Below are 22,476 nucleotides of genomic sequence, written 5' to 3'. Positions count from 1 at the left end.
GACAACTTCCCCGACGACGACAACGCCATCCCCTGCGGCAACGAACCCGACCGCAACGACGTGAAGTACGGCTCGGCACCACCCGACGCCGTGAACACGTGCACCGGATACGTCTCGTAGGCGGTGACCGGGGAGGCGGGAACACCCGAGGTGATGGTGATCGTCGGCGCGACCACCTCGACGGTCACGTCCTGGTCGGCGAAGAGACCGTTGGCGTCGGTCACCCGCACCCCGAACGAAAAGCTCCCCGGCTTTTCCGGCGTACCCGACAACTTCCCCGACGACGACAACGCCATCCCCTGCGGCAACGAACCCGACCGCAACGACGTGAAGTACGGCTCGGCACCACCCGACGCCGTGAACATGTGCACCGGATACGTCTCGTAGGCGGTGACCGGAGACGCCGGGGCACCCGAGGTAATGGTGATCGTCGCGGCAGTCGCCGGCTGCGCCGTGCCGAAGAGGACCAAAATGAGCGCCGAAAGAATCGCAATCGGCCGTAGCGTCTTCATCGCCCGTCCAGGAGATTTATCGAGGCAAGCCATACGCGTTCGCCAGTGGAAAGAGACTTTATCCAATCAGGACCAGTGGCACGGCGAAATGGACCGAACGGTGCGCGCGTGTCGCCGATTCGCGGGGCGGCCCCTCGGCCGCCCCGCGAGAGGGTCACATTGCCGGCGGGGTGAGGGTGCCGACCGCGGACTCCAGCGCGGCAGCGACCCGGTACATCCGGTCGTCGGCCATGGTCGGAGCCATGATCTGGAAACCGACCGGGAGCCCTTCGGAGAGACCGCACGGAACCGAGATGGCCGGTCCGCCGTACAGGTTGGTCGGAATGGTGAACAGGTCGGCCAGATACATCTGGTAGGGGTCGGCGGTGCGCGCCCCGATCGGGAACGCCACGAACGGGGTGGTCGGCGAGATCAACGCGTCGACCCGCTCGAACGCGGTGGTGAAGTCCCGGGTGATCAGGGTCCGGACCTTCTGCGCCTGCCCGTAGTAGGCGTCGTAGTAGCCCGAGGAGAGCGCGTACGTGCCGATCATGATGCGCCGCTTCACCTCGGGGCCGAAGCCGGCCTCGCGGGTCAGCGACATGACCTCCTCCAGCGACCGGTTGCCGTCGTCGCCGACCCGCAGGCCGAACCGGACGCCGTCGAACCGGGCCAGGTTGGAGGAGCACTCGCTCGGCGCGATCAGGTAATACGCCGGCAGCGCGTAGCTGAAGTGCGGGCAGGAGACCTCGACGATCTCGGCGCCCAGCTTGGCCAGGGTCTCGACGGACTCGCGGAACGCGGCCATCACACCCGGCTCGGCGCCCTCGCCGGCGAACTCGGCCACCACGCCGAGCTTGACCCCGGTCAGGTCGCCGGTCGCGCCGAGCTTCGCCGCGCCGACCACGTCCGGCACGGCAGCCGGGATCGAGGTCGAGTCGCGCGGGTCGTGACCGCCGATCACCTGGTGCAGCAGCGCGGCGTCGAGCACCGTACGGGCGCACGGGCCGGGGGTGTCCAGCGACGAGGAGAACGCGACGAGGCCGTAGCGGGAGGTACCGCCGTACGTGGGCTTCGCGCCGACCGTGCCGGTGACCGCGCCCGGCTGGCGGATCGAGCCGCCGGTGTCCGAGCCGATCGACAGCGGCGCCTCGTATGCGGCCAGGGCCGCGGCGCTGCCGCCACCGGAGCCGCCCGGGATGCGATCGAGGTCCCACGGGTTCCGCGTCGGGCCGTACGCGGAGTATTCCGTGGAGGAGCCCATGGCGAACTCGTCCATGTTGGTCTTGCCGAGCATCACCGTGCCCGCGTCACGCAACCGCTGCACGATCGTCGCGTCGTACGGCGGGCGCCAGCCCTCAAGGATCTTCGAGCCGACGGTGGTGGGGACGCCCTTGGTGGTGAGCACGTCCTTCACCGCGACCGGCACGCCGGCCAGGGGGCCCAACTCCTCGCCGGCGGCCCGGCGCTCGTCGACGGAACGGGCGGCGGCCAGCGCGCCCTCGCTGTCCACGTACAGGAAGGCGTTCACGCGGTCCTCGACGGCGGTGATCCGGTCCAGGTGGGCCTGGGTCACCTCGACCGCGGAGGTCTCTCCGCCCGCGACGAGCGCCGCGATCTCGGTCGCGCTCAGTTTGGTCAGGTCACGGTCACTCATGAAGCCACATCCTCGTCCAGGATCCGCGGGACGCGGAACCGCTGCTCCTCGGCGTCGGGGGCACCCGACAGCGCCTCCTGCGGGGTCAGCCCGGGCACCACCACGTCCTCGCGGAGGACGTTGGCCAGCGGCACCGAGTGGGAGGTCGGCGGGATGTCCGCCGCGGCGACCTCGCCGACCTGGGCGACCGACTGGAGGATCACGTCGAGCTGGCCGGCGAAGGTGTCCAGCTCCTCCTCGGTGACGGCGAGCCGCGACAGTCGCGCGAGGTGCGCGACCTCCTCGCGGGAGATGGCGGCCATGACGACCCCTTCCTGGCTGTGTGCTGCGTGCCGACCTGCCCGCGTACGGTGCAGGTGGTGACCGTGCCGAGTCTATGTGTCGGGGCCCCCGGCGGTGCCTCCGGCTCCCCGGCCGCCCACCACCCGCCGCGCGCTGGGCGCGGTGCGGCGGCTTCGCCCGCACCACGTACCGACGAGGTCGACAGGCTATCCGTGATCGTGGTCGGCGTGCGGGCCCGGACGGCGGCGCGGCCCGTCGGCGTCGGCGGTCACCATGGGGCGGACCGGTCGGTACCGGGCCAGCCAGGCGGCCAGTTTCTCGGCCGGCATCGGCCGGGCGTGGAACCAGCCCTGGGCCACGTCGCAGCCGGCGGCGTGCAGCAGCCGCCAGGTGCGCTCGTCCTCCACCCCCTCGGCCACCACGCGCAGCCCGAGCGCCCCGGCCAGCTCGATCATCGACCGGACGATCGCCGCGTCGTCCGGGTCCTCGGTCATGCCGAGGACGAACGACCGGTCCACCTTCACCTCGGACAGCGGCAACCGGCGTAGGTGCTGCAACGACGAGTACCCGGTGCCGAAGTCGTCCAGCGCGATGCCGACGCCGATCCGGTGCAGCTGGGAGATGCTGGCCAGCACCCGACGAGGGTCGGCCATCAGGGCGCCCTCGGTGATCTCCACCTGTAGCCGCTGCGGGCGTACGCCGTACCCGGCGAGCCGGTCGGCGATCTGATCGGCGATCTCACCGGTGTGCAGGTCCCGGACGCTGACGTTGAGCGACGCGCGCAGCGTGATGCCGGCCGCCGACCACTTCGCGAGCTGCTCCACCACGTCGTCCACCACCCGCCGGGTGAGCAGCCGCATCACCGCGCTCTGCTCGGCGACCTGGATCAGCTCCCCCGGGTCGACCATGCCCCGGCGCGGGTGCCGCCAGCGCAGCAGCGCCTCGACCCCGACCACCTCACCGGTGGCGATCTCGATCTGCGGCTGGTAATACATCGTGATCTCGCCTGGATCGCCGGCCGGGTCGTCACCGCCGCCGGTCGCCCGGGCCTCGGCACCGCCGGGCGGGCTCCCCGCGTGTCCGGTGGGCGGGGTCCCGGCTTGTCCGGTGGGCAGGCTCCCCGCGTGTCCGGCGGGCAGGGTCCCGGCTTGTCCGGTGGGCAGGCTCCCCGCGTGTTCGGCGGGCAGGGTCCCGGCTTGTCCGGCGGGCAGGGTCTCCGGAGCGCCGCCGGGTGCTGCGTCGGGTTGGCCGCCGAACGTCGCCGGCAGCAGCTCCCCGTGGCCGGCAACTCCCGGCCCATCGGTCGTGACCGTCCGGGCCGCCCGGCGGCGGATCGGATCGGCGTTGGCGACGATCCGGTTGATCAGTTCGTCATCGGGCGGCACCTGGACGCGTCCGCGGCGCCGCAGCCGCCACCGCCCCGACCCGCCGCCCGGCCGGACGGCACCGCCGGACCGGCCACCGTTGTGGGACACGCCGTCGCCCCGCCCGGCGCGGCCCGGCCCGGTCAGCCCGGGCGCGGGAGCGAGGGTGGCGCCGTCGCCCCCGCGTACGCCGGGCGGCTCCTCGACGCCGGCGGCGGCCGTGGTCTCCAGGACCCGGCGCAGGTCGGCGAGGAGGCTGAGCCGTTCCGCCGAGTTGTGGTCGGACTCGGCCGCGTACACGGCGACGGTGTCGTTGCGGTGCTTGGCGTCGTACATGGCCACGTCGGCGTGGCGCATCAGGGTGGCGAAGTCCTCGCCGTGGTCGGGGAAGATCGCGATGCCGATCGAGCCGCCCACGTCCAGCGGCAGCCCGTCCAGCGGGACCGGCTCGGCCAGCGCGGCGACCACCCGGTCGGCAAGCTCACGGGCCTGGTCGGTGCCGGTGAGCCGGGGTACGACGACGGCGAACTCGTCGCCGCCGAGGCGGGCCACCAGGTCGCCCTCGCTCACCACGCCGGTCAGCCGGGCGCCCACCTCGACCAGCAGCCGGTCCCCCACCGCGTGCCCGAGGGCGTCGTTGACGTGCTTGAACCGGTCCAGGTCGAGCAGCAGCAGCGCCAGGTGGGCGTCCGGTTCGCCGCGGGCGGCCCGCTCGGCGTGCAGGTGCACCTGCTCGGCCACCTCGGCCAGCAGCGCCTTGCGGTTGGGCAGACCGGTGAGCGGGTCGAGGGCGGCCAGCTGCTCCCGCTCGGTGGAGAGCCGGGCCATCCGGTGGACGGCGAACAGCGGCACCAGCACCAGCGGGATCAGCGCGGCGCTGGCCCGGGCGGCGGCGACCAGCACCGGGGCGAGCAGCAGCAGCGAGCCGGCGGAGAGCAGCTCGTAGCCCAGGCCGAGTCGGACGCTGGGCCACCAGCGGTCACCGAAACGCAGCCGGATCGCGGAGCTGACCAGGCCGTAGTTGACCACGAACCAGGCGGCGGTGGCGGCGCCCACCGCCGCCACGTCCGTCCAGTGCGGCCGCCCGCCGTCGAACAGCGCGCCGGAGCCGAGTCGGGTGACCGCGTACGCGGCGGCGAGCGCGCAGGCGTACTGGGCGGCGTTGAAGGCGGTCCGCCACAGGGCGTGTCCCAACCGCCAGCCGGAGACGACCACCGCCACGGCCTGCACGGCGACCGCCGGACCGAACCCCCAGCCGAGCAGGATGGCGAAGGTGAAGCAGGTCGACGGGAAGACCGCCGAGGTGCTCCGCCGGCCGGGTGGCACGAACGGTCGGGCGTCACAGACGACGGCGAGCGCCGCCATGGTCCAGAACGCGGCCGGCAGGTCGGACAGCCGATCGGGCAGCCGGGCCAGCGGACCGGCCGAGACGAGCACGGCCAGGACACCGATCGTCACGACGAAGCCGAAGAACGGCGCACCCCGCCCGGGCGGAACGGAGTTTCGCGGGTCGCCGGTCTCCATCGCACCTCCCGGGCGCGGCCCTGGCGTGCGCCGTCCGCACGTCGTACGCCAATGAAACGCCCTCGGTGCCGGTTTTCCCGACGCGACAGTCACGAATCGGTTGTAGTCGTAACTAAGTTGGTATACGCGGCACGGCCTCGCCAAGATCCACTTTGTGCCCCGACTCAGGACTCGACGCGGGCCACCTCCCGGGCCGCCTCCGGGCCGGACTCCAGCAGCACCCGGAAGCCCTCCTCGTCGAGGACCGGCACCTTGAGACTGGCCGCCTTGTCGGCCTTGGAGCCGGGATTGTCCCCGACCACCACGAAGCTGGTCTTCTTGGAGACCGAGCCGCTGACCTTGCCGCCCCTGCTCTGGATCGCCTCGGAGGCCTGGTCCCGGCTGAACCCGCCCAGGGTGCCGGTCACCACCACGGTCACCCCTTCGAGCGGGCGCGGCCCCTCCTCGCCGGCCTCCTCGGCCATCCGTACGCCGGCCTCGGCCCACTTGCGCACCACCTCGCGGTGCCAGTCGACGGTGAACCACTCCTTGACGCTGGCGGCGATGGTCGGGCCGACGCCGTCCACCGAGGACAGCTCCTCCTCACTGGCCGCCTCGATCGCGTCGATCGAACGGAAGTGCCGGGCGAGGGCCTGCGCCGCGGTCGGGCCGACGTGCCGGATGGAGAACGCGACCAGCACCCGCCACAGGTCGCGCTCCTTGGCCACGGCCAGGTTGTCCAGCAGTTTGCTGGCGTTGGTGCCCAGGGTGCCGTCCTTGTTGACGAAGAACGGCGAGCGGGCGAGCTGCTCGGCGTCGAGCTGGAACAGGTCACCCTCATTGGTGATGACCTGCGCGTCGAGCAGCGCGGCCGCGCTCTTCTCGCCGAGCGCCTCGATGTCGAAGACCTTGCGGCTGGCCAGGTAGAAGACCCGTTCGCGGATCTGGCCCGGGCAGTTGCGCGCGTTGGGGCAGCGGATGTCGACGTCGCCCTCCTTGGCCGGTGCGAGCGGGGTGCCGCAGGCCGGGCAGGTGGTGGGCATGACGAACGGGCGGGCGTCGGCGGGGCGCAGGTCGACCACCGGGCCGAGCACCTCGGGGATGACGTCGCCGGCCTTGCGCAGCACCACCGTGTCGCCGATCAGCACCCCCTTGCGCTCCACCTCCTGGGCGTTGTGCAGGGTGGCCAGCGCGACCGTGGAGCCGGCCACCCGGACCGGTTCGAGGACGGCGAACGGGGTGACCCGGCCGGTGCGGCCCACGTTCACGTCGATGTCGAGCAGCTTGGTGGTCACCTCCTCCGGCGGGTACTTGAAGGCGATCGCCCAGCGCGGCGCGCGGCTGGTGGAGCCGAGCCGGCCCTGGATGGAGACCGGGTCGACCTTGATCACCACGCCGTCGATCTCGTGCTCGACGTCGTGCCGGTGCTTGCCGTAGTAGGCGATGTACTCGGCGACCCCGGCCAGGTCCGGCAGCACCCGCCAGCGGTCGCTGGTCGGCAGCCCCCATGCCTTCAGCGCCGCGTACGACTCGGACTGCGCCGTCGGCCGGAAGCCCCGGCGGGCGCCGATGCCGTGCACCACCAGCCGCAGCGGGCGGGAGGCGGTGATCCGCGGGTCCTTCTGGCGCAGGCTGCCGGCGGCGGCGTTGCGCGGGTTGGCGAACGGCGCCTTGCCCTGCTCCACCAGGCCCGCGTTGAGGTCGGCGAAGGCGGCCACCGGGAAGTAGATCTCGCCGCGCACCTCCAGGAACTCCGGCACCTCGGGGAAGTCGTCGGACGGGGTGAGCTGGGACGGCACGTCCTTGATGCTGCGCACGTTGGCGGTGACGTCCTCACCGGTGCGCCCGTCACCGCGGGTGGCGGCCCGGGCCAGCCGGCCCTTCTCGTAGGTCAGGTTGATGGCCAGGCCGTCGACCTTCAGCTCGCAGAGATAGGGAACCGGGCCGCCGGCGTCCCGCTCGACCCGCTCGGCCCAGGCGGCCAACTCCTCGTCGGCGAAGGCGTTGTCCAGCGAGAGCATCCGCTCGGCGTGGGTGACCGGCGTGAACTCGGTGGAGAAGGTGCCGCCGACCCGCTGGGTCGGCGAGTCGGGGGTGCGCAGCGCCGGATATTCCTCCTCCAGCGCCGCCAGCTCGCGCAGCAGCTTGTCGAAGTCCGCGTCCGGGATGGTCGGCGCGTCCAGCACGTAGTAGCGGTACTGGTGGTCGGTGAGCTCCTGGCTCAGCGTGGCGTGCCGCTCCCGCGCCTGCGGGGTCGGCTCGGCGCCCGCCGCCGCCTCCTGCGCGGGGCTCACCGCCTGTGGAACCGCTTCCTCGGACACGCTGCCGCCTTCGGACACCCTTTCGACCTCCCGTAATCGTTCTGCCCCGGCACCGTAGCGGGCCGGGACGACAACCTTCCCCGCACCACCCTGACCAGGCGCGCAGCCCCAGTCTGCGCCCCGCCGCCCGAGGCAACCACCCGCCCAGCCCGAACCGGGCGCGGTCGATCATGAGGTTGTTGCCCACGTCACCGGGGCGTGTCGAGGGCGACAACCTCATGATCAACGGGGGCAGGGTGCGTGGGGGCTCAGTCGTGGGGGGTGGCGAGGAGGGCCAGTTGGTCGGCGTACTCGATTCGGGTGGACCAGGCGGGGGGCCAGGCGGCCATGCCGTGGGTGGCGCCGAGGAAGGCGCCGGCCAGGGCGGCGATGGAGTCGGAGTCGCCGGCCGTGGTGGCGGCGCGGGCCAGCGCGGAGACCGGGTCGTCGGCGTGTCGCAGCGCGCAGAGCAGCGCGGTGGCCAGGGCCTCCTCGGCGATCCAGCCCTCCCCGGTGAGCCGGCACGGGTCGTCGCCGTCGTCGGGGCGGGCCAGCGCCGCGTCGAGCCGATCCAGCGCGCGCAGGCACTCGTCCCAGCCCCGGGCGATGAACTGCTCCGGGGTCGTCACGCCGGGACGCTGCCACAGGTCGCCGAGCCAGTCGGCCCGGTAGACCATGCGCTGCTCCCGGGCCCGGCCGGCGAGCAGGCCGGGCAGCTCGGCGAGCTCGGCGCCGTCGCGCAGCAGCCGGACCGCGTACGCGGTCAGCTCGCTGGCGGCCAGGCCGGTCGGGTGGCCGTGGGTCAGCCCGGCCTGCAGCTGGGAAAGCCCGGCGAGCGTGTCGAGGTCGACGTCGAGGAGCCCGACCGGGGTGACCCGCATGTTCGCCCCGCACCCCTTCGAGCCGGCGACCGTCGCGTCCTGCCAGCGGGTGCCCCGGTCCAGTTCCGCGCAGGCCCGCAAGCAGGTCATCCCCGGCGCGCGGTTGTTGTCCGGGCTGACCGCCCAGTCCAGGAAGCGCCGGCGCAGCAGCGGCTCCACCGCCTCCGGCGCGTACGCGGGCGCGTCGTGCAGCGCCCAGGCGACGGCGAGCGCCATCTGGGTGTCGTCGGTGACCAGCGCCGGGTCGCCGGTCAGCTCCCGGGGGCCGGCCGGGCCGTACCGGCGGACGATCTCGGCGACGGTGAGGAACTCGGTGGGCTTGCCCAGGGCGTCGCCGTAGGCGAGCCCGAAGAACGAACCGGAGGCGCGGCGCGGAGCGGAAGCGATCACGGTGGCGATCATGCCGTCCGGACGCAAGCCGCGACCGTCCGTGGTCAGTCGACGCAGAGGCAGAACGGGTGCCCGGCCGGGTCCGCGTAGACCCGCCAGCCGTCGCCCTCGCCGGGCAGCCGCCGCGCGCCCAGGGCCAGCGCGGCCTGCTCCGCCGCCTCGATGTCGTCCACCGTCACGTCGAGGTGGAACTGCTGCGGCCGATCCGGGTCGGGCCAGTCCGGCGCGCGCAGGTTGAGCGCCTTCTGGAAGGCGATCCGGGGCTGGTGCCCCGGCGGGCCGCCGAGCACCACCCACTCGTCACCGTCGGAGTTTTCCTCGATCAGCGGCAGGCCGAGCAGCTCGGCGTAGAAGCTGGCCAGGGCACGCGGGTCGGGGCAGTCGATCACCGTGGAGCGCAGTCGTCCAACCATGCCGGCCATCGTTCCCCCGAGGTACGACGGTGTAAACCGCTATTCCTCGGACAGCCGGCACCCGGCGTCCCGGCAGGCGGTGAGCACGGCCCGGGCGTACGCCGGGGTGGCTCCGGCCAGGCCGCAGGCGGGGGTGACCACCACCTGTTCGGCGAGCCGGCGCCGGGGGAAGCCGAGCCGGTCCCAGAGCTGTCGTACCCGGTCGGCGACCTGGGCGGAGGTGGGGGCGCGCCCGGTGGACGGGGGCAGCGCGGGCGCGGCGCCGGCCAGCAGCCCGAGCCCGGCGTCGACCGCCTCGCCGAGCGGATCCAGGTCGGTGACGAGGCCGAGGTCGAGGGCGACACCGACCGCCCCGGCGGTCCGGATCAGCTCCAACGGCACGTCGGGCGCGCAGCAGTGCACCACGCTCGGCACCCCGGCCGCCTCGATCACGCCGCGCAGCAGCGTCCGGGCGACCTCCGGCTCCACCGCCCGGTAGGTGCCGAAGCCGCTCTCCGTGGGCACCCGGCCGGCCAGCGCCGCCGGCAGGGACGGCTCGTCGAGCTGAAGCAGCACCGACGCGCGGGGCAGCCGCCGGGCGACCGCCTCGACGTGCCCGCGCAGCCCCTCGGCGAGCGAGCCGGCGAGGTCGCGGAGCGCACCCGGGTCACGGAGCAGCCGGCCACCGATCGGCAGCTCCAGCGAGGCGGCCAGGGTGAACGGGCCGGCCGCCTGGACCTTGACCGGGCCCGCGTACTCCTCGGCCTGCTCGGCGAGCTGGTCCAGGTCGCGTTCCATCAGGTCGCGGGCGCGGCGCAGGTCCCGGCCGGGGCGCGGGGCGATCCGCCAGCGGGCCGCGTACAGCTCGACCGGCAGCTCGACCAGGAGGCCGCCGGTCCGGCCGATCAGGTCCGCGCCGGGGCCCCGGGCGGGCAGCTCCGGCAGGTGGGGCAGGCCGGGCAACTCGCCGAGCACGATGCGCTGCGCCTCGGCGATGTCGGTGCCGGGCAACGAACCGATGCCGGTCGCCGCCCCCGCGGGCCAGGGCCAGAGCTGATCAGTCACCGCCGCAGACTATCCGCTGCCGCGCCCGCCCTCGGCGCGGACGCCCTCAGACGGAAACCACGGGTACGCCGGGGGGACGCGGAGCAGCGGCGGGGTCAGCCGGTGATGGTGGCGGAGCCGAGCACCACGTCTCCGGCCGGGTCCGGCCGGTAGGCCACGATCGCCTGACCGGCGGCGACCCCGCGGACCGGGCGGCGCAGGTCGGCGCGGAGGCCGTCGGCGGTCAGCTCGACGGTGGCCGGCACCACGTCGCCGTGCGCCCGGAGCTGCACTTCGCAGTCGATCGGCGCGGCGGGCCGGTCACCACCGGTCCAGACCGGACGGGTGGCCTGGACCTGGGCGACCTCCAGCGCCTCGGCCGGGCCGACCGTCACGGTGTTGGTCTTCGGGGTGATGGAGAGCACGTAGCGGGGGCGACCGTCCGGGGCGGGCCGGTCCAGGTGCAGGCCGCGCCGCTGCCCCACGGTGTACTGGTAGGCGCCGCTGTGGCTGCCGATCACCGCGCCGGTGAGCGCGTCGACCACCTCGCCCGGGGCCTCGCCGAGCCGCTGCGCCAGGAAGCCACGGGTGTCGCCGTCGGCGATGAAGCAGATGTCGTGCGAGTCGGGCTTGTCGGCAACGGCGAGACCGCACCGGGCCGCCTCCGCGCGTACCTCGGCCTTGGTGGAGTCGCCGAGCGGGAAGATCGACCGGTCGAGCTGCTCGCGGGTCAGCACCGCGAGGACGTACGACTGGTCCTTGGCCGCGTCCACGCTGCGCCGCAGCAGCCCGTCCGGGCCGAGCCGGGCGTGGTGGCCGGTGACCACGGCGTCGAAGCCGAGGGCCACCGCGCGGTCCAGCACCGCGGCGAACTTGATCTTCTCGTTGCAGCGCAGGCACGGGTTCGGGGTACGGCCGGCCGCGTACTCGGCGACGAAGTCGTCCACCACGTCGGAGTGGAAGCGGTCGGCCATGTCCCAGACGTAGAACGGGATGCCGATCACGTCGGCGGCCCGCCGGGCGTCCCGGGAGTCCTCCAGCGTGCAGCAGCCCCGGGCGCCGGTGCGGTAGGTCTGTGGATTGCGGGCCAGCGCCAGGTGCACTCCGGTCACGTCGTACCCGGCCGCCACCGCCCGCGCCGCCGCGACGGCGGAGTCCACCCCGCCCGACATCGCCGCCAGAACCCTCACCGGCCCACTCCCCTCGTCCTCTCCGAGGGTATCCGGGTCAGCGGGGGCTACGGAGAGCGGCCGCACGGCGGGCCCGCTCCACCGTGCCCGGCAGCGCGGCGATGAGGGCGTCGACGTCCGCCCGGGAGCTGGTGTAACCGAGGGTGAACCGCAACGACGACCGGGCCCGGTCGTCGTCGGCGCCCATCGCCAGCAGCACGTGCGAGGGCTGGGCCACCCCGGCGGAACAGGCCGAGCCGGTGGAGCAGGCGATGCCCTGGGCGTCCAGGAGCAGCAGCAGCGCGTCCCCCTCGCAGCCGGGGAAGGAGAAGTGCGCGTTGCCGGGGAGCCGGTCGACCGGGTCGCCGTTGAAGATCACCTCGGGGACCGCCTGCCGGACCCGTCCCACCAGTTCGTCGCGGAGCGCGGCGACCCGGGTCGCGTACTCCTGCTGGCCCTTCACCGCGGCCTCGACGGCGACCGCGAAGGCCACGATGCCGGCGGTGTCGAGGGTGCCGGAGCGGACGTCCCGCTCCTGGCCGCCGCCGTGCAGCAGCGGCGTGGCGGCCACGTCCCGGGCCAGCAGCAGCGCGCCCACGCCGGCCGGGCCGCCGAGCTTGTGCCCGGTGACGGTGAGCGCGGAGACGCCGCTGGCGGCGAAGTCGACCGGCACCTGGCCGACCGCCTGGACCGCGTCGGTGTGGAACGGCACGCCGTGCTCGGTGGCGACCGCGGCCAGCTCGGCCACCGGCTGCAGCGTGCCCACCTCGTTGTTCGCCCACATGGCGGTGACCAGGGCGACCCGGCCGCCATGGGTGGACAGCTCGGTGCGGAGCCGCTCAGGGTCGAGCCGGCCGGCCGCGTCGACCGGCAGCCAGCCGGCCTCGGCGCCCTCGTGCCCGGCCAGCCAGTCCACCGTGTCCAGCACCGCGTGGTGCTCGACGGCACTGGCGACCACCCGGATGCGGTCGGCGCGCTCGGCGCGGCGGGCCCAGAAGACGCCCTTCACGGCGAGGTTGTCGCTCTCCGTGCCACCCCCAGTGAAGATCACCTCGGAGGGGCGGGCACCGAGCACCGCGGCCACCCGTTCGCGGGACTCCTCCACCCGCCGCCGGGCGCGCCGGCCGGCGGCGTGCAGCGACGAGGCGTTGCCCACCTCGCGGGCCGTGGCGGCGTACGCCTCGAGTGCCTCGTCGAGCATCGGGGTCGTCGCCGCGTGATCCAGGTATGCCATCGGTGTTCAGCCTAACGGCCGAGTCCTCTCGCACCGGGTCCCGGACCACCCCTCGCGGACCCGGTCCGGTTTGTCCATCCCGGCGCGATGCGGATGTCGTCACTCGGTAGGCTGAACCGAGGGCACCCTGACGGCTGATCGGCGGGCCGGCTCAGCTCCCCGGCCCGCCGATCAGCTCCCTTTCGCCGTGTCGCGAAAGGGAGCGTTCAGCGGCGCTTGCGGATCTCCTCGGCGGCCTGCGGGACGACCTTGAACAGGTCGCCGACCACGCCGAGGTCGGCCAGCTCGAAGATCGGCGCTTCGCCGTCCTTGTTGACCGCGACGATGGTCTTCGAGGTCTGCATGCCGGCACGGTGCTGGATCGCGCCGGAGATACCCAACGCGATGTACAGCTGCGGGGAGACGGTCTTACCGGTCTGCCCGACCTGGAACTGGTGCGGGTAGAACCCGGAGTCGACCGCGGCGCGGGACGCGCCGACCGCGCCGCCGAGCAGGTCGGCCAGCTCCTCGACCAGCTTGAAGTTGTCGGCGTTGCCGACTCCACGACCACCGGAGACGACGACCGACGCCTCGGTGAGCTCGGGACGGGAGCCCTTCTGCTCGGCGACCCGCTCGACCACCCGAGCCAGCTTGTCGGCATCGGCGACGGCGACGGTGAGCTGCTCGACGGCCGGGGTGGCCGGGGCCGGGGCCGGGGTGAGCGAGTTCGGCCGGACGGTGACCAACGGAAGACCCTTGGTCACCTTGGACTTGACGATGGTGGAGCCGGCGAAGGCGACCTGGGTCGCGGTGCCGTCGGCGGCCAGGGCGACCACGTCGGTCAGGATGCCATTGTCCAGCTTCACGGCGAGCCGGGCGGCGATCTCCTTGCCCTCCTGCGACGAGGCGAGCAGCACCGCCGCCGGCTGGACCCGCCGGACGAGGTCGGCCAGCACGGTGGCCTTCGGGGCCACCAGGTAGCCGTCGATCTCCTCACCCTCGGCGGCGTAGACCTTCTCCGCGCCGTACTCGCCCAGCTTGGCGCTCAGTGCCTCGGCCGCGCCGGCGCCGCCGAGCACGACCGCGCTCGGGGTGCCCAGCTCGCGAGCGAGGGTGAGCATCTCCAGGGTGACCTTCTTGACGCCGAACTCCCGGGTGGCTTCGACGACGACGAGAACCTCAGACATGTCCAGACCTCACACGAACTTCTCGGTGGCGAGGAACTCGACCAGCTTCACGCCGCCCTCGCCCTCGTCGGTGATCTTCTCGCCGCCGGAGCGCGGCGGACGCTTGGTGTGTTCGAGCACGGCGCTGGTCGCCCCGTCGAAGCCCACCTCGGAGGCGGCGACACCCAGGTCACCGAGGGCGAGCGTCTGGACCGGCTTCTTCTTGGCGGCCATGATGCCCTTGAACGACGGGTAGCGCGGCTCGTTGATGGTGTCCCACACCGAGACCACGGCCGGGGTCGAGGCCGTGACCACCTCGTAGCCCTCCTCCGTCTGCCGCTCCACCGTCAGGGTCGACCCGTCGACGGTGAGCTTTCGCGCACCTGTCAGCGCGGCCACACCCAGCCGCTCGGCGATCATGTGCGGCATCACCTGGACCCGGCCGTCGGTCGACTCAGCGCCGCAGATCACCAGGTCCGCGCCCAACTGACCGAGGGCGGCCGCGAGGACCTTCGAGGTGGTCACGGCGCAGGAACCGTGCAGGGCGTCGTCCACCACGTGCACGGCCTTGTCCGGGCCCATGGAGAGCGCCTTGCGGATCGATTCGGTCGCCCGGTCCGGACCCATCGTCAGGATCGTGACCTCACCGCCGTGCGCCTCCTTGATCTTCAACGCCTCCTCGATGGCATACTCGTCCATCTCATTGATGACGTTGCTCGCCGAACCGCGGTCGACGGTGTTGTCGTCAGCACGCAGGCTGCGGTCCGCGCCCGAATCAGGCACCTGCTTGACGAGTACGACGATGTTCATCGCGCTTCGACGACCCTCCTGTTTGGTGTAGCGATCCCTCGCCCGGTCACGGGCGCAGCCTCCCGCGTAACTTAACGATCGGTCAACTACGGGCTGCTGTGCACTTGCCCACGGAGGCAATGTTACCCGCAAGTAGCATAGCTTCCATGGGCAGGCTTAGAGTGACACAGCTCACCACCCGAACCGGTCAGGCCGGCTCGGCGAGGGCCGTCCTGATCCGGTCGAGCACCGCCACCTCGTCGGGGGTCGCGCCACGATGGGCCTGCGCCACCTGATCGGCCGCGGCCAGCACCACCGACCGGTACGCCTCGACGTCCCCCGGTGACTTCGCCCGCAGGATCGCCACCGACCGGCTCAGCGCGGGCAGCACGATCGCCTCGACCTCCAGCGCCGAGTCCCGCGGCAGCTCCGGCAGCGGGCCGGTGGTCAGCGCCTCCTTCACCACCCCGCTGGCCGCGCCGAACGCGCCCGACGCCGCGAAGCTCTCCCGCACCATGGCCAGCATCCCGGGCTCGGCGTTGGAGACCAGGAAGACAGCACCGAACGCCCCGGTCTTGAGGGTCAACCGCTCGTCCGCCGTCAACCGTTCCATGATCATGGAGTGTAGACGTACGGGGTGGTCGTGGTGACCGCAACGAGCCCGAGCCGCTCCAGGATCGGTCGGCTGTCCGGCGAGCAGTCCACCTGCACCAACGCCTTCCCCCGCTGCTCGGCCAGCCGCGCCCGGTACGCCACCAGCGCCCGGTAGATGCCCTTCTTCCGCCACTGCGGCAGCGTCGAGCCGCCCCAGAGGGTGGCGAAGCTCGTGTTGGGCAGGTAACGCACCCAGCCGGCGCTGACCACGGTGTCGCCCGCCTCGGCCACCACCACCGTGATCGACTGCGGGTCGGCCTCGATCTCCTTCGCCAGCCCGGTCACCAGGTGGCCCCGATCGTCGTGCCAGACCGCCTCCTCCATCGCCCGGATCCGTTCCAGGTCCTCCCGGGCGGTCACCTCGCGCAGGCGCACCCCCTCGGGGAGCATCGGGACGGCGGCGGCCAGGGCCGCGACCGGACCGACCACGACGGTCTCCAGGTCCTCCGGGACGAACCCGGCGGCGCGCAGCCGGTCACCCAGGTCGGCCGGCTCGTCGTGGCCGTTGAGCTTCCACTCGACCCCCTCGCCCCGACGGCGGAAGAACTCGACCTGCCGGGCGATCAGCGCGTCCAGGTCCGGGCCGGCCACCCCGTCGAGGGTCCGGTACGTGAGGAAGCCGCGGTGGTCCAGGCCGACGACGCGGACCAGCGGGCCGTCCCGCTCGACGGTCACCCCGGCCGGCAGCGGGTCCGGAATCTCCGGGCGGATCTGGAGGTCGTAGGCGTCGCGCAGGGTCCGCGCATCAAGATCGGTCATGCTCACAGGCTATGCGGCACACAAAGCGGATAATCGGCATCGTGTGGCAGGCGATCAGGCGGTGGTTCGACCCGCGCGAGTTGCGGTCGGTGGGCAGCACGCCGGACTACCGCTTCTCGCTGGCCAACGAGCGGACCTTCCTGGCCTGGCTGCGTACCGGCCTGGCGCTGGTCGCCGGCGGGTTGGCCGCCGCGCAGTTCCTGCCTCCGCTCCCGCTGACCCACCTGCGCGAGGCGATCGCCATCGCGCTGCTGGTGCTCGGCGCCACCGTCGCGATCCGCGCGGTCGACCACTGGGCGCGCACCGAGCGGGCGATCCGGCTGGGCGAGGAACTGCCGGCGTCCCGCTTCCCGGCGATCCTGGCCCTCGCCGTGGCCGCGGGCGCGCTGCTGCTGGTGATCGCGGTCCTCGTCCGGGGAGTCGGGTGAGCGGCGACCCCGGCCTCCAGCCGGAGCGGACCCGGCTGGCCTGGCGGCGTACGTTGCTGACGCTCACCGGGGTCACCCTGCTGCTGGTCCGGCTGGCGCTCACCGGCGGTCTCACCGGGGCCCTGCTGGCCGGGCTCGCCGTGGCGGGCTGGCTCGGCGCGTTCGCGGTCACCTGGCGGCGGGCCACCGGCACCGGCCCGCTGCCGGCACACCGCTGGTCGTTCCCGCTGGTGGCGCTGGCCGCCGCCGGTTCGGGGCTGCTCGGTGTCGTGCTGGTGCTACGCGGGCTGCGCTGAGCGGCATCGCTGAGTCATGATGTCCGTCATGGCACGCCTCTACGGGCTCCTCTTTCTGGCCCAGGTCGTACTCGCTGTCTTCGCGCTGATCAGCTGCCTCTCCGCCGAGGACGGGGAGATCCGGGCGTTGCCCCGGATCGCCTGGGTGCTGATCATCCTGTTCTTCCCGCTGATCGGTTCGATCGCCTGGTTCGCCGCCGGGCGGGAGCCGTCCGCCCGCCGGTCGCGTACCGCCTGGCCGATGGGGAACGGGTTCTCCGAGCGGGAGCGTCCCCGGCCGGTGGCACCGGACGACGATCCCGCGTTCCTGTCCTCCCTCGCCGACCGGGCCCGCCGGGAAGACCAGGAGCGCCTGCGCCGCTGGGAGGAGGACCTGCGCCGGCGCGAGGACGAGCTGCGCCGGCCGGACGGCGATCGGGACCGGCCGGAGGTCTGAGCACGGCGGCCGGTCCCGGCCGCCACCGCGGGCTGCGGTCAGGCCAGGTTCGACGAGCGGGGGTACGCGTCCGCCGGGTCGGTGAGCACGTTGACCAGGTACGGCACGCCCGCGTCGAAGGCGCGGGTCAGGGCCGGCCCGAGGTCGGTCGCCTTCTCCACCGTCTCGCCCGCGCCGCCGAGCGCCTCGACCACCCTGTCGTAGCGCAGGCCGGGCTGAAGGTCGGCGGCCACGTCGTAGCCGTACATGGCCCGCATCGGGTGCTTCTCCAGGCCCCAGATGCCGTTGTTGCCGACCACGATCACCACCGGGAGCCGCTGCCGGGCCAGGGACTCCACGTCCATCAGCGAGAAGCCGGCCGCGCCGTCGCCCATCAGCACGCAGATCTGCCGGTCGGGGTGGGTCACCCGGGCCCCCATCGCATAGCCCATGCCGGTGCCGAGGCAGCCGTACGGGCCGGGGTCGAGCCAGGTGCCCGGCTGCGCCGGCTCCAGGTACTTCCCGGCGTACGAGACGAAGTCGCCGCCGTCGCCGATGGTGATCGCGTCGGCGGCGAGCACCTTGCGCAGCTCGCCGTAGACCCGGGCCGGCCGGATCGGGTCGGTCTCGGCGGCCATCTCCTCGGCGTCGCGGGCCTTCGCGGCGTCCTCGGCGGTACGCAGCTGGGCGATCCAGTCGGCGTGGTCGGCCCGGTCGCCGGGATGCCCGGCGAAGGCGGTGAGGATCAGTCGCAGGTCTCCGGCGGGGCTGGCGGCCGGCTGGACGTGCCCGGCGCGCTGGCTGGGCGCGTCGACGACGTGCACGACCTGCGCGTCGCCGAAGTCGCCGAAGCCGAGCCGGAAGTCCAGCGGGGTGCCGACCACCACGACCACGTCGGCGCCCTTGAGCGCGACCCGGCGGGCCTTGGCGAAGGCGAGCGGATGCGCCGGGGGCAGCGCGCCCCGACCCATGCCGTTGGTGAAGACCGGCACCTGGAGGGACTCGGCGGCGGCCCGCAGGGCGTCGACCGCGTCGCCCGCGTACACGTCGGAGCCGGCGATGATCACGGGCCGGGACGCGCCGGCGATCAGGCCGGCCGCCTTCGCGACCTCGTCCGGGTCGGCCTCGATCGGGGCGATCGGGGCGACGGCCGGCAGGTCGGCGTCGCCGGCGGAGAAGACCGCTTCGAGGGGGAAGTCGAGGAAGGCCGGGCCGCGGTGCGGGGTGAGCGCCGCGGTGAGGGCGGCGGTGACCGCTCGCGGGATGTCGTCGGCGCTGAAGACCGTCTCGGCGTGCTTGGTGACCGGGGCGACCAGCGGCAGGTGATCCATCTCCTGGAGGCTGCCGGAGCCCCAGCGGAACTGCGGGGCCCGCCCGCCGAGCACCAGCACCGGGGAGGCGTTGAAGAACGCGCTGGTCAGGCCGGAGACGCCGTTGGTGACGCCGGGGCCGGCGGTGAGCACGGCCAGGCCGGGGCGACGCTGGAGCTTCGCCACCGCCTCGGCGGCGAAGACGGCGGACTGCTCGTGGCGGACGTCGTAGATCGGGAAGCCGGTCTTGTGCGCCGCGTCGTAGAGCGGGAAGACGTGCCCGCCGGAGAGGGTGAACATCTCCCGTACACCGTGCGCGCGCAGTGCCGCCAGCGCCAGTTCGCCGCCGTGCCCCTCGACCCGTTCCATCAACGCGACTCCAATCGTCACAGGACCGGAATCACACGCTACTGGCCGGTAGGCGGAATGGGAACCGCCCTCGGGCCGGCGGCGGGGTGTGCCGCCGACCCGGACGGTGGATCAGCGGCCGGTGAAGTTCGGCTTGCGCTTCTCGACGAACGCGGCCATGCCCTCGCGCCGGTCGTCGGTGGCGAACAGCGCCGCGAAGAGCTGGCTCTCCCAGGCCAGGCCCGAGTTGAGGTCCATCTCCAGGCCACCGTCGACGGCCGCCTTGGCCGCCCGCAGTGCCTGCATCGGGCCGGTCAGGAAGGGCTTCACATAGGCGACCGCGGCGTCGTAGACCTCGGCGGCCGGGACCACCTTGTCGGCCAGGCCGATCCGCAGCGCCTCCGGCGCGTCGATCATCCGGCCGGTCATGATCAGGTCCTTGGCCCGGGCCGGGCCGACCAGGCGGGCCAGCCGCTGGGTGCCGCCGGCACCCGGGATGATGCCGAGCTTGATCTCCGGCTGGCCGAGCTTGGCGTCCTCGGCGACGATCCGCCAGTCGCAGGCCAGCGCCAGCTCGCAGCCGCCGCCGAGGGCGTATCCGGTGATCGCGGCGACCACCGGCTTCGGGATCCGGGCGATGGCGCCCAGGGCGCTGGAGAGGTCGGCGGCCCGGTCGGCCATGTCCACGTAGGACATGTCGGCCATCTCCTTGATGTCCGCGCCAGCGGCGAAGACCTTCTCGCCGCCGTACACGATGACGGCACGGACCTCGGGGTCGGCGGTGGCCGCCGCGGCGGCGGCGCGCAACTCCTCCTGCACCTGGGTGTTGAGCGCGTTCATCGGCGGCCGCTCCAGGCGGATGGTGCCGATGCCGTCCTTCACTTCCAGCCTGACGAACTCGCCCACGCTGCCCTCACTTCCTCGTCGAAGTCGCGTGCCAACCTTACGACCCGGCTCGTTGGGGTAGACAGTGTGGTGTCCGCCGCGACACCCGGAGTGAGGCCATGATCACCTACTACGAGGACCGGTCGGTGCAGGTGACCTCCACCGCCGTCCGGGTGGACGGGCGGACCTATCCGCTGGCCGAACTGGGCATGGTGTGGCACCGGCGGGGCGACCGCTCCTGGCGGGTGCTCGCCGGCCGGGGCGCGATCGGCGCCGCCCTCGCCGGGCCGCTGGTGGCCGCCGCGCTCGGCGTCGGGCTCGCGCTCCGGCTGGGCCTCTCCCCCGTGCTCACCGTCGCCCTGGTGGGGGCGTCGGTGCTGGTCGGCCTCGGGGCCGGGCCGCTCGCCGACGTCCTCTTCGAGCGCCTCGACCGGTCGTACGCCCGGGGCAGTCGGGAGCTGGAGATGTGGGCGCGCTGGCGGGGCCAGCCGGTACGGCTGCTGCGTACCGGCGACGCGCTGCGGTTCGGCCAGATCTACCGGGCGGTGCAGCGGGCGATGGAGACCGCACCGCCGCCGGGTCGGCACGCGACCGGTACGTCCGGCGACAGACCGGGGCCGCGCAGCAGGCCGTAGGTGTCCCGCTCGCGCTCACCCGTCTCGGCGCGAGCGGCTTTCGCGCCATCCGGATCCGCGGCCTGCGACACCGTCCACCTTGCACGACGGTGGTTAGGCTGAGTGATGGCCCTCTATTACCGGGACGACGCGGTACAGGTCACCTCCGAAGCGATCCACGCCGGCGGTCAGGTCGTCGCCCTCGCCGACGTGACGTACGTCTGGCACGCCCGCGGTACGGCCACCCTCGCCGTCCGGGGCCGGGTCCTCGGCCGGGGCATGCTGGTCCTGCTGCTGTCCCTGCCGCCGCTGGTGGCGCTGATCTGCGTGATCTCGCTGGCCTGGGCCGCGCAGGACCGGGGCGACTGGAAGCTGGCGCTGGTGATCCTGGCCGCGTTCGTGGTCATCGGGCTGGCGCTGGCCCCGTTCCTGGAGGTGCCGCTCGGCTGGCTGGACCGCTCCTACGAGCGGGGCAGCCGGGTGCACGAGCTGTGGGTGCAGCACCACGGGCGGGAGATGATGCTGCTGCGCACCCCCGACGCGTTGCGCTTCGGGCAGATCTACCGGGCCGTGCAGCGCGCCGTGGAGCAGCAGAGCGAGCACCGCTGACCGCGGCTCAGCAGTCGCAGGCCACGGTCGCGAGCGCGGCGGTCAGCTCGTCCACCCGGCGGCGGACGATCCCCGCCGGGGTGACCACCGGCAGCCCCTCCCGGGCCCAGTACTCGAAGCCGCCGATCATCTCCTTCACCGGCCGGCCCAGCCGGGCGAACTCCAGCGCCGCCCGGGTGGCGCCGTTGCAGCCCGGTCCCCAGCAGTACGTCACCACCGTCGACCCGGGCGGCACCACGTCGGCGGCGCGGGCGGCGATCTCGGCGGTGGGCAGGTGCACCGCGCCGGGCAGGTGCCCCTGCCGCCAGGCCGCCGCGCCCCGCGAGTCGACCACCACCAGGCCGGGCGTGCCCGCCTCCAGCGCGGCGTGCACGTCGCTGACGTCGGTCTCGAAGCTCAGCCGGGCGAGGAAGTGGGCAGCGGCGGTCGCCGGATCGGCCGGCGGTACGGAGAACGTCATGCCCTCGATCCTGCGGCCCGCACGGGCACCGGCGGGAGTGGCGTGATCGCCGTTCTCCGCTAATATCCCGCCATGACTCCCGTCGACCGGACCGTGGCGGTGCTCGCGTACCCGGGGATGTCGGTCTTCGAGACCGGGATCGTGACCGAGGTGTTCGGGCTGCCCCGGCCCGAGCTGGGAGTCGACTGGTACCAGCTCACCGTCTGCGCGGAACGCCCCGGGCCGGTGCCCGTCGTCGGCGGCGCGGCCCTGCACACCCCGTACGGCCTGGAGTCGCTGGCCGCGGCGGCCACGGTGATCCTCCCCGGGGTGCCCGACGTGACCGCCGACCCGTCGCCGGAGCTGGTGGCCGCGCTGCGCCGGGCGTACCGCCGAGGGGCCCGGCTGATGTCGATCTGCTCCGGCGCGTTCGCCCTCGCGGGTGCGGGCCTGCTCGACGGTCGCCGGGCCACCACCCACTGGCGGTACGCAGACCTGCTGGCCCTCCGCCACCCTGCGGTGACGGTCGACCCGGACGTGCTCTATCTCGACGACGGCGCGATCCTCACCAGCGCCGGCAGCGCCGCCGGGCTGGACCTCTGCGTCCACGTGGTGCGACGCGACTTCGGTGCGGCGGTCGCCAACGCGGTCGCCCGCCGACTGGTGATCCCACCGCACCGCGACGGCGGGCAGGCCCAGTTCATCGAGGCGCCGGTGAGCACCGACCCGGACGACGACCGGATCGCCGCGAGCATGGCCTGGGCGGTCCGGCACCTGGCCGAGCCGCTGACCGTGGCGGCGCTGGCCCGGCAGGCGCACATGTCGAGCCGCAGCTACCTTCGACACTTCGCCCGGGCCACCGGCGCCAGCCCGATCCGGTGGCTGATCGACCAGCGGGTACGTGCCAGCCTCGCCCTGCTGGAAACGACCGACGCGCCGGTCGCGGAGATCGCCGGTTCGGTGGGCTTCGACAGCCCGGTCACCTACCGGCACCATTTCGGCCGGGCCATGCGGACCTCACCGTCCGCGTACCGGCGGGCGTTCCGGGCCGGCGCCGCCTGACCGATCGGGCCAGCGG

23 protein-coding genes are annotated in these 22,476 nt (G+C 73.4%); 6 read left to right on the top strand and 17 right to left on the bottom strand.

The annotated features are described in order from the left end of the window. The 14 genes from ACIRG9_RS02900 to ACIRG9_RS02835 all read right to left on the bottom strand — a co-directional run. Positions 1 to 545, bottom strand: a 545-nt coding sequence (locus ACIRG9_RS02900; RefSeq protein ID WP_402849209.1) for a putative Ig domain-containing protein, incomplete at its 3' end; no start/stop codon positions are given. A gap of 121 nt (positions 546 to 666) precedes the next feature. Further along, on the bottom strand, positions 667 to 2,148 hold the full coding sequence (gatA, locus tag ACIRG9_RS02895) for an Asp-tRNA(Asn)/Glu-tRNA(Gln) amidotransferase subunit GatA (RefSeq protein WP_402849207.1): 1,482 nt from the start codon (positions 2,146 to 2,148) through the stop codon (positions 667 to 669). Further along, positions 2,145 to 2,450 (bottom strand): Asp-tRNA(Asn)/Glu-tRNA(Gln) amidotransferase subunit GatC, encoded by a 306-nt coding sequence (gene gatC / locus ACIRG9_RS02890; RefSeq protein ID WP_402849205.1) that lies wholly within the window; start codon positions 2,448 to 2,450, stop codon positions 2,145 to 2,147. The genes gatA and gatC overlap by 4 nt, the downstream gene beginning before the upstream one ends. A gap of 186 nt (positions 2,451 to 2,636) precedes the next feature. Continuing rightward, positions 2,637 to 5,318, bottom strand: coding sequence for a putative bifunctional diguanylate cyclase/phosphodiesterase (locus ACIRG9_RS02885; RefSeq protein ID WP_402849203.1), 2,682 nt, complete (start codon positions 5,316 to 5,318; stop codon positions 2,637 to 2,639). A gap of 164 nt (positions 5,319 to 5,482) precedes the next feature. After that, a complete protein-coding gene (ligA, locus tag ACIRG9_RS02880) occupies positions 5,483 to 7,618 on the bottom strand; it encodes an NAD-dependent DNA ligase LigA (RefSeq protein WP_402849201.1) in 2,136 nt (711 codons plus the stop codon). Between the two features lie 248 nt (positions 7,619 to 7,866). Continuing rightward, positions 7,867 to 8,880: an ADP-ribosylglycohydrolase family protein gene (locus ACIRG9_RS02875; RefSeq protein WP_402850226.1), complete on the bottom strand. Its 1,014-nt coding sequence runs from the start codon at positions 8,878 to 8,880 to the stop codon at positions 7,867 to 7,869. A gap of 32 nt (positions 8,881 to 8,912) precedes the next feature. Further along, on the bottom strand, positions 8,913 to 9,281 hold the full coding sequence (locus tag ACIRG9_RS02870; RefSeq protein ID WP_402849199.1) for a VOC family protein: 369 nt from the start codon (positions 9,279 to 9,281) through the stop codon (positions 8,913 to 8,915). A 39-nt stretch (positions 9,282 to 9,320) separates the two neighbouring features. Then, positions 9,321 to 10,325 carry a methionine synthase gene (locus tag ACIRG9_RS02865; protein ID WP_402849197.1) on the bottom strand — a complete coding sequence of 335 codons (1,005 nt, stop codon included), beginning with the start codon at positions 10,323 to 10,325 and terminating at the stop codon, positions 9,321 to 9,323. Between the two features lie 95 nt (positions 10,326 to 10,420). After that, on the bottom strand, positions 10,421 to 11,494 hold the full coding sequence (gene mnmA / locus ACIRG9_RS02860) for a tRNA 2-thiouridine(34) synthase MnmA (RefSeq protein ID WP_402849195.1): 1,074 nt from the start codon (positions 11,492 to 11,494) through the stop codon (positions 10,421 to 10,423). A gap of 37 nt (positions 11,495 to 11,531) precedes the next feature. Next, the gene (locus ACIRG9_RS02855; protein ID WP_402849192.1) at positions 11,532 to 12,707 is read right to left on the bottom strand and encodes a cysteine desulfurase family protein; all 1,176 of its coding nucleotides are present in this window, start codon (positions 12,705 to 12,707) and stop codon (positions 11,532 to 11,534) included. A 206-nt stretch (positions 12,708 to 12,913) separates the two neighbouring features. Further along, positions 12,914 to 13,873, bottom strand: coding sequence for an electron transfer flavoprotein subunit alpha/FixB family protein (locus ACIRG9_RS02850; RefSeq protein WP_402849189.1), 960 nt, complete (start codon positions 13,871 to 13,873; stop codon positions 12,914 to 12,916). 9 nt (positions 13,874 to 13,882) lie between these two features. Then, the gene (locus ACIRG9_RS02845; RefSeq protein WP_402849186.1) at positions 13,883 to 14,662 is read right to left on the bottom strand and encodes an electron transfer flavoprotein subunit beta/FixA family protein; all 780 of its coding nucleotides are present in this window, start codon (positions 14,660 to 14,662) and stop codon (positions 13,883 to 13,885) included. Between the two features lie 187 nt (positions 14,663 to 14,849). After that, the gene (locus ACIRG9_RS02840; RefSeq protein WP_402849183.1) at positions 14,850 to 15,260 is read right to left on the bottom strand and encodes a hypothetical protein; all 411 of its coding nucleotides are present in this window, start codon (positions 15,258 to 15,260) and stop codon (positions 14,850 to 14,852) included. Continuing rightward, positions 15,257 to 16,054 (bottom strand): GNAT family N-acetyltransferase, encoded by a 798-nt coding sequence (locus ACIRG9_RS02835; protein WP_402849181.1) that lies wholly within the window; start codon positions 16,052 to 16,054, stop codon positions 15,257 to 15,259. Before ACIRG9_RS02835 ends, ACIRG9_RS02840 begins: the two co-directional genes overlap by 4 nt. An 11-nt stretch (positions 16,055 to 16,065) precedes the next feature. On the opposite strand from ACIRG9_RS02835, the gene ACIRG9_RS02830 reads away from it, so the two are divergent. Genes ACIRG9_RS02830 through ACIRG9_RS02820 form a run of 3 tightly spaced genes read left to right on the top strand, consistent with a single transcriptional unit; the run spans position 16,066 to position 17,214 of the window. Further along, positions 16,066 to 16,482 (top strand): YidH family protein, encoded by a 417-nt coding sequence (locus ACIRG9_RS02830; protein WP_402849179.1) that lies wholly within the window; start codon positions 16,066 to 16,068, stop codon positions 16,480 to 16,482. Next, complete coding sequence (locus ACIRG9_RS02825; protein WP_402849176.1) at positions 16,479 to 16,778, top strand: DUF202 domain-containing protein; 300 nt, start codon at positions 16,479 to 16,481, stop codon at positions 16,776 to 16,778. Before ACIRG9_RS02830 ends, ACIRG9_RS02825 begins: the two co-directional genes overlap by 4 nt. 28 nt (positions 16,779 to 16,806) lie before the next feature. Beyond that, positions 16,807 to 17,214, top strand: coding sequence for a PLD nuclease N-terminal domain-containing protein (locus tag ACIRG9_RS02820; protein ID WP_402849173.1), 408 nt, complete (start codon positions 16,807 to 16,809; stop codon positions 17,212 to 17,214). A 38-nt stretch (positions 17,215 to 17,252) separates the two neighbouring features. Here ACIRG9_RS02820 and ACIRG9_RS02815 read toward each other — a convergent pair whose 3' ends face one another. Further along, entirely contained in the window at positions 17,253 to 18,875 is a 1,623-nt protein-coding gene (locus ACIRG9_RS02815) for an acetolactate synthase (protein ID WP_402850223.1), read from the bottom strand. A 108-nt stretch (positions 18,876 to 18,983) separates the two neighbouring features. Continuing rightward, complete coding sequence (locus tag ACIRG9_RS02810) at positions 18,984 to 19,757, bottom strand: enoyl-CoA hydratase-related protein (protein WP_402849170.1); 774 nt, start codon at positions 19,755 to 19,757, stop codon at positions 18,984 to 18,986. 98 nt (positions 19,758 to 19,855) lie between these two features. On the opposite strand from ACIRG9_RS02810, the gene ACIRG9_RS02805 reads away from it, so the two are divergent. Beyond that, positions 19,856 to 20,371 carry a DUF6232 family protein gene (locus ACIRG9_RS02805; RefSeq protein WP_402849167.1) on the top strand — a complete coding sequence of 172 codons (516 nt, stop codon included), beginning with the start codon at positions 19,856 to 19,858 and terminating at the stop codon, positions 20,369 to 20,371. Between the two features lie 105 nt (positions 20,372 to 20,476). Then, entirely contained in the window at positions 20,477 to 20,959 is a 483-nt protein-coding gene (locus ACIRG9_RS02800; RefSeq protein ID WP_402849164.1) for a DUF6232 family protein, read from the top strand. A gap of 7 nt (positions 20,960 to 20,966) precedes the next feature. Here ACIRG9_RS02800 and ACIRG9_RS02795 read toward each other — a convergent pair whose 3' ends face one another. Beyond that, a complete protein-coding gene (locus tag ACIRG9_RS02795) occupies positions 20,967 to 21,419 on the bottom strand; it encodes a rhodanese-like domain-containing protein (RefSeq protein ID WP_402849161.1) in 453 nt (150 codons plus the stop codon). Positions 21,420 to 21,491: 72 nt separating this feature from the next. Between ACIRG9_RS02795 and ACIRG9_RS02790 the strand changes: the two genes are divergently transcribed. Next, positions 21,492 to 22,460: a helix-turn-helix domain-containing protein gene (locus ACIRG9_RS02790; RefSeq protein WP_402849158.1), complete on the top strand. Its 969-nt coding sequence runs from the start codon at positions 21,492 to 21,494 to the stop codon at positions 22,458 to 22,460. Positions 22,461 to 22,476 lie beyond the last annotated feature (16 nt).

Source organism: Micromonospora sp. NPDC093277, assembly GCF_044765245.1.
In the GTDB taxonomy this organism is placed as follows: domain Bacteria; phylum Actinomycetota; class Actinomycetes; order Mycobacteriales; family Micromonosporaceae; genus Micromonospora.
Note: the sequence above shows the minus strand (reverse complement) of the source record. Positions and strands in the feature narration are given on the sequence as shown.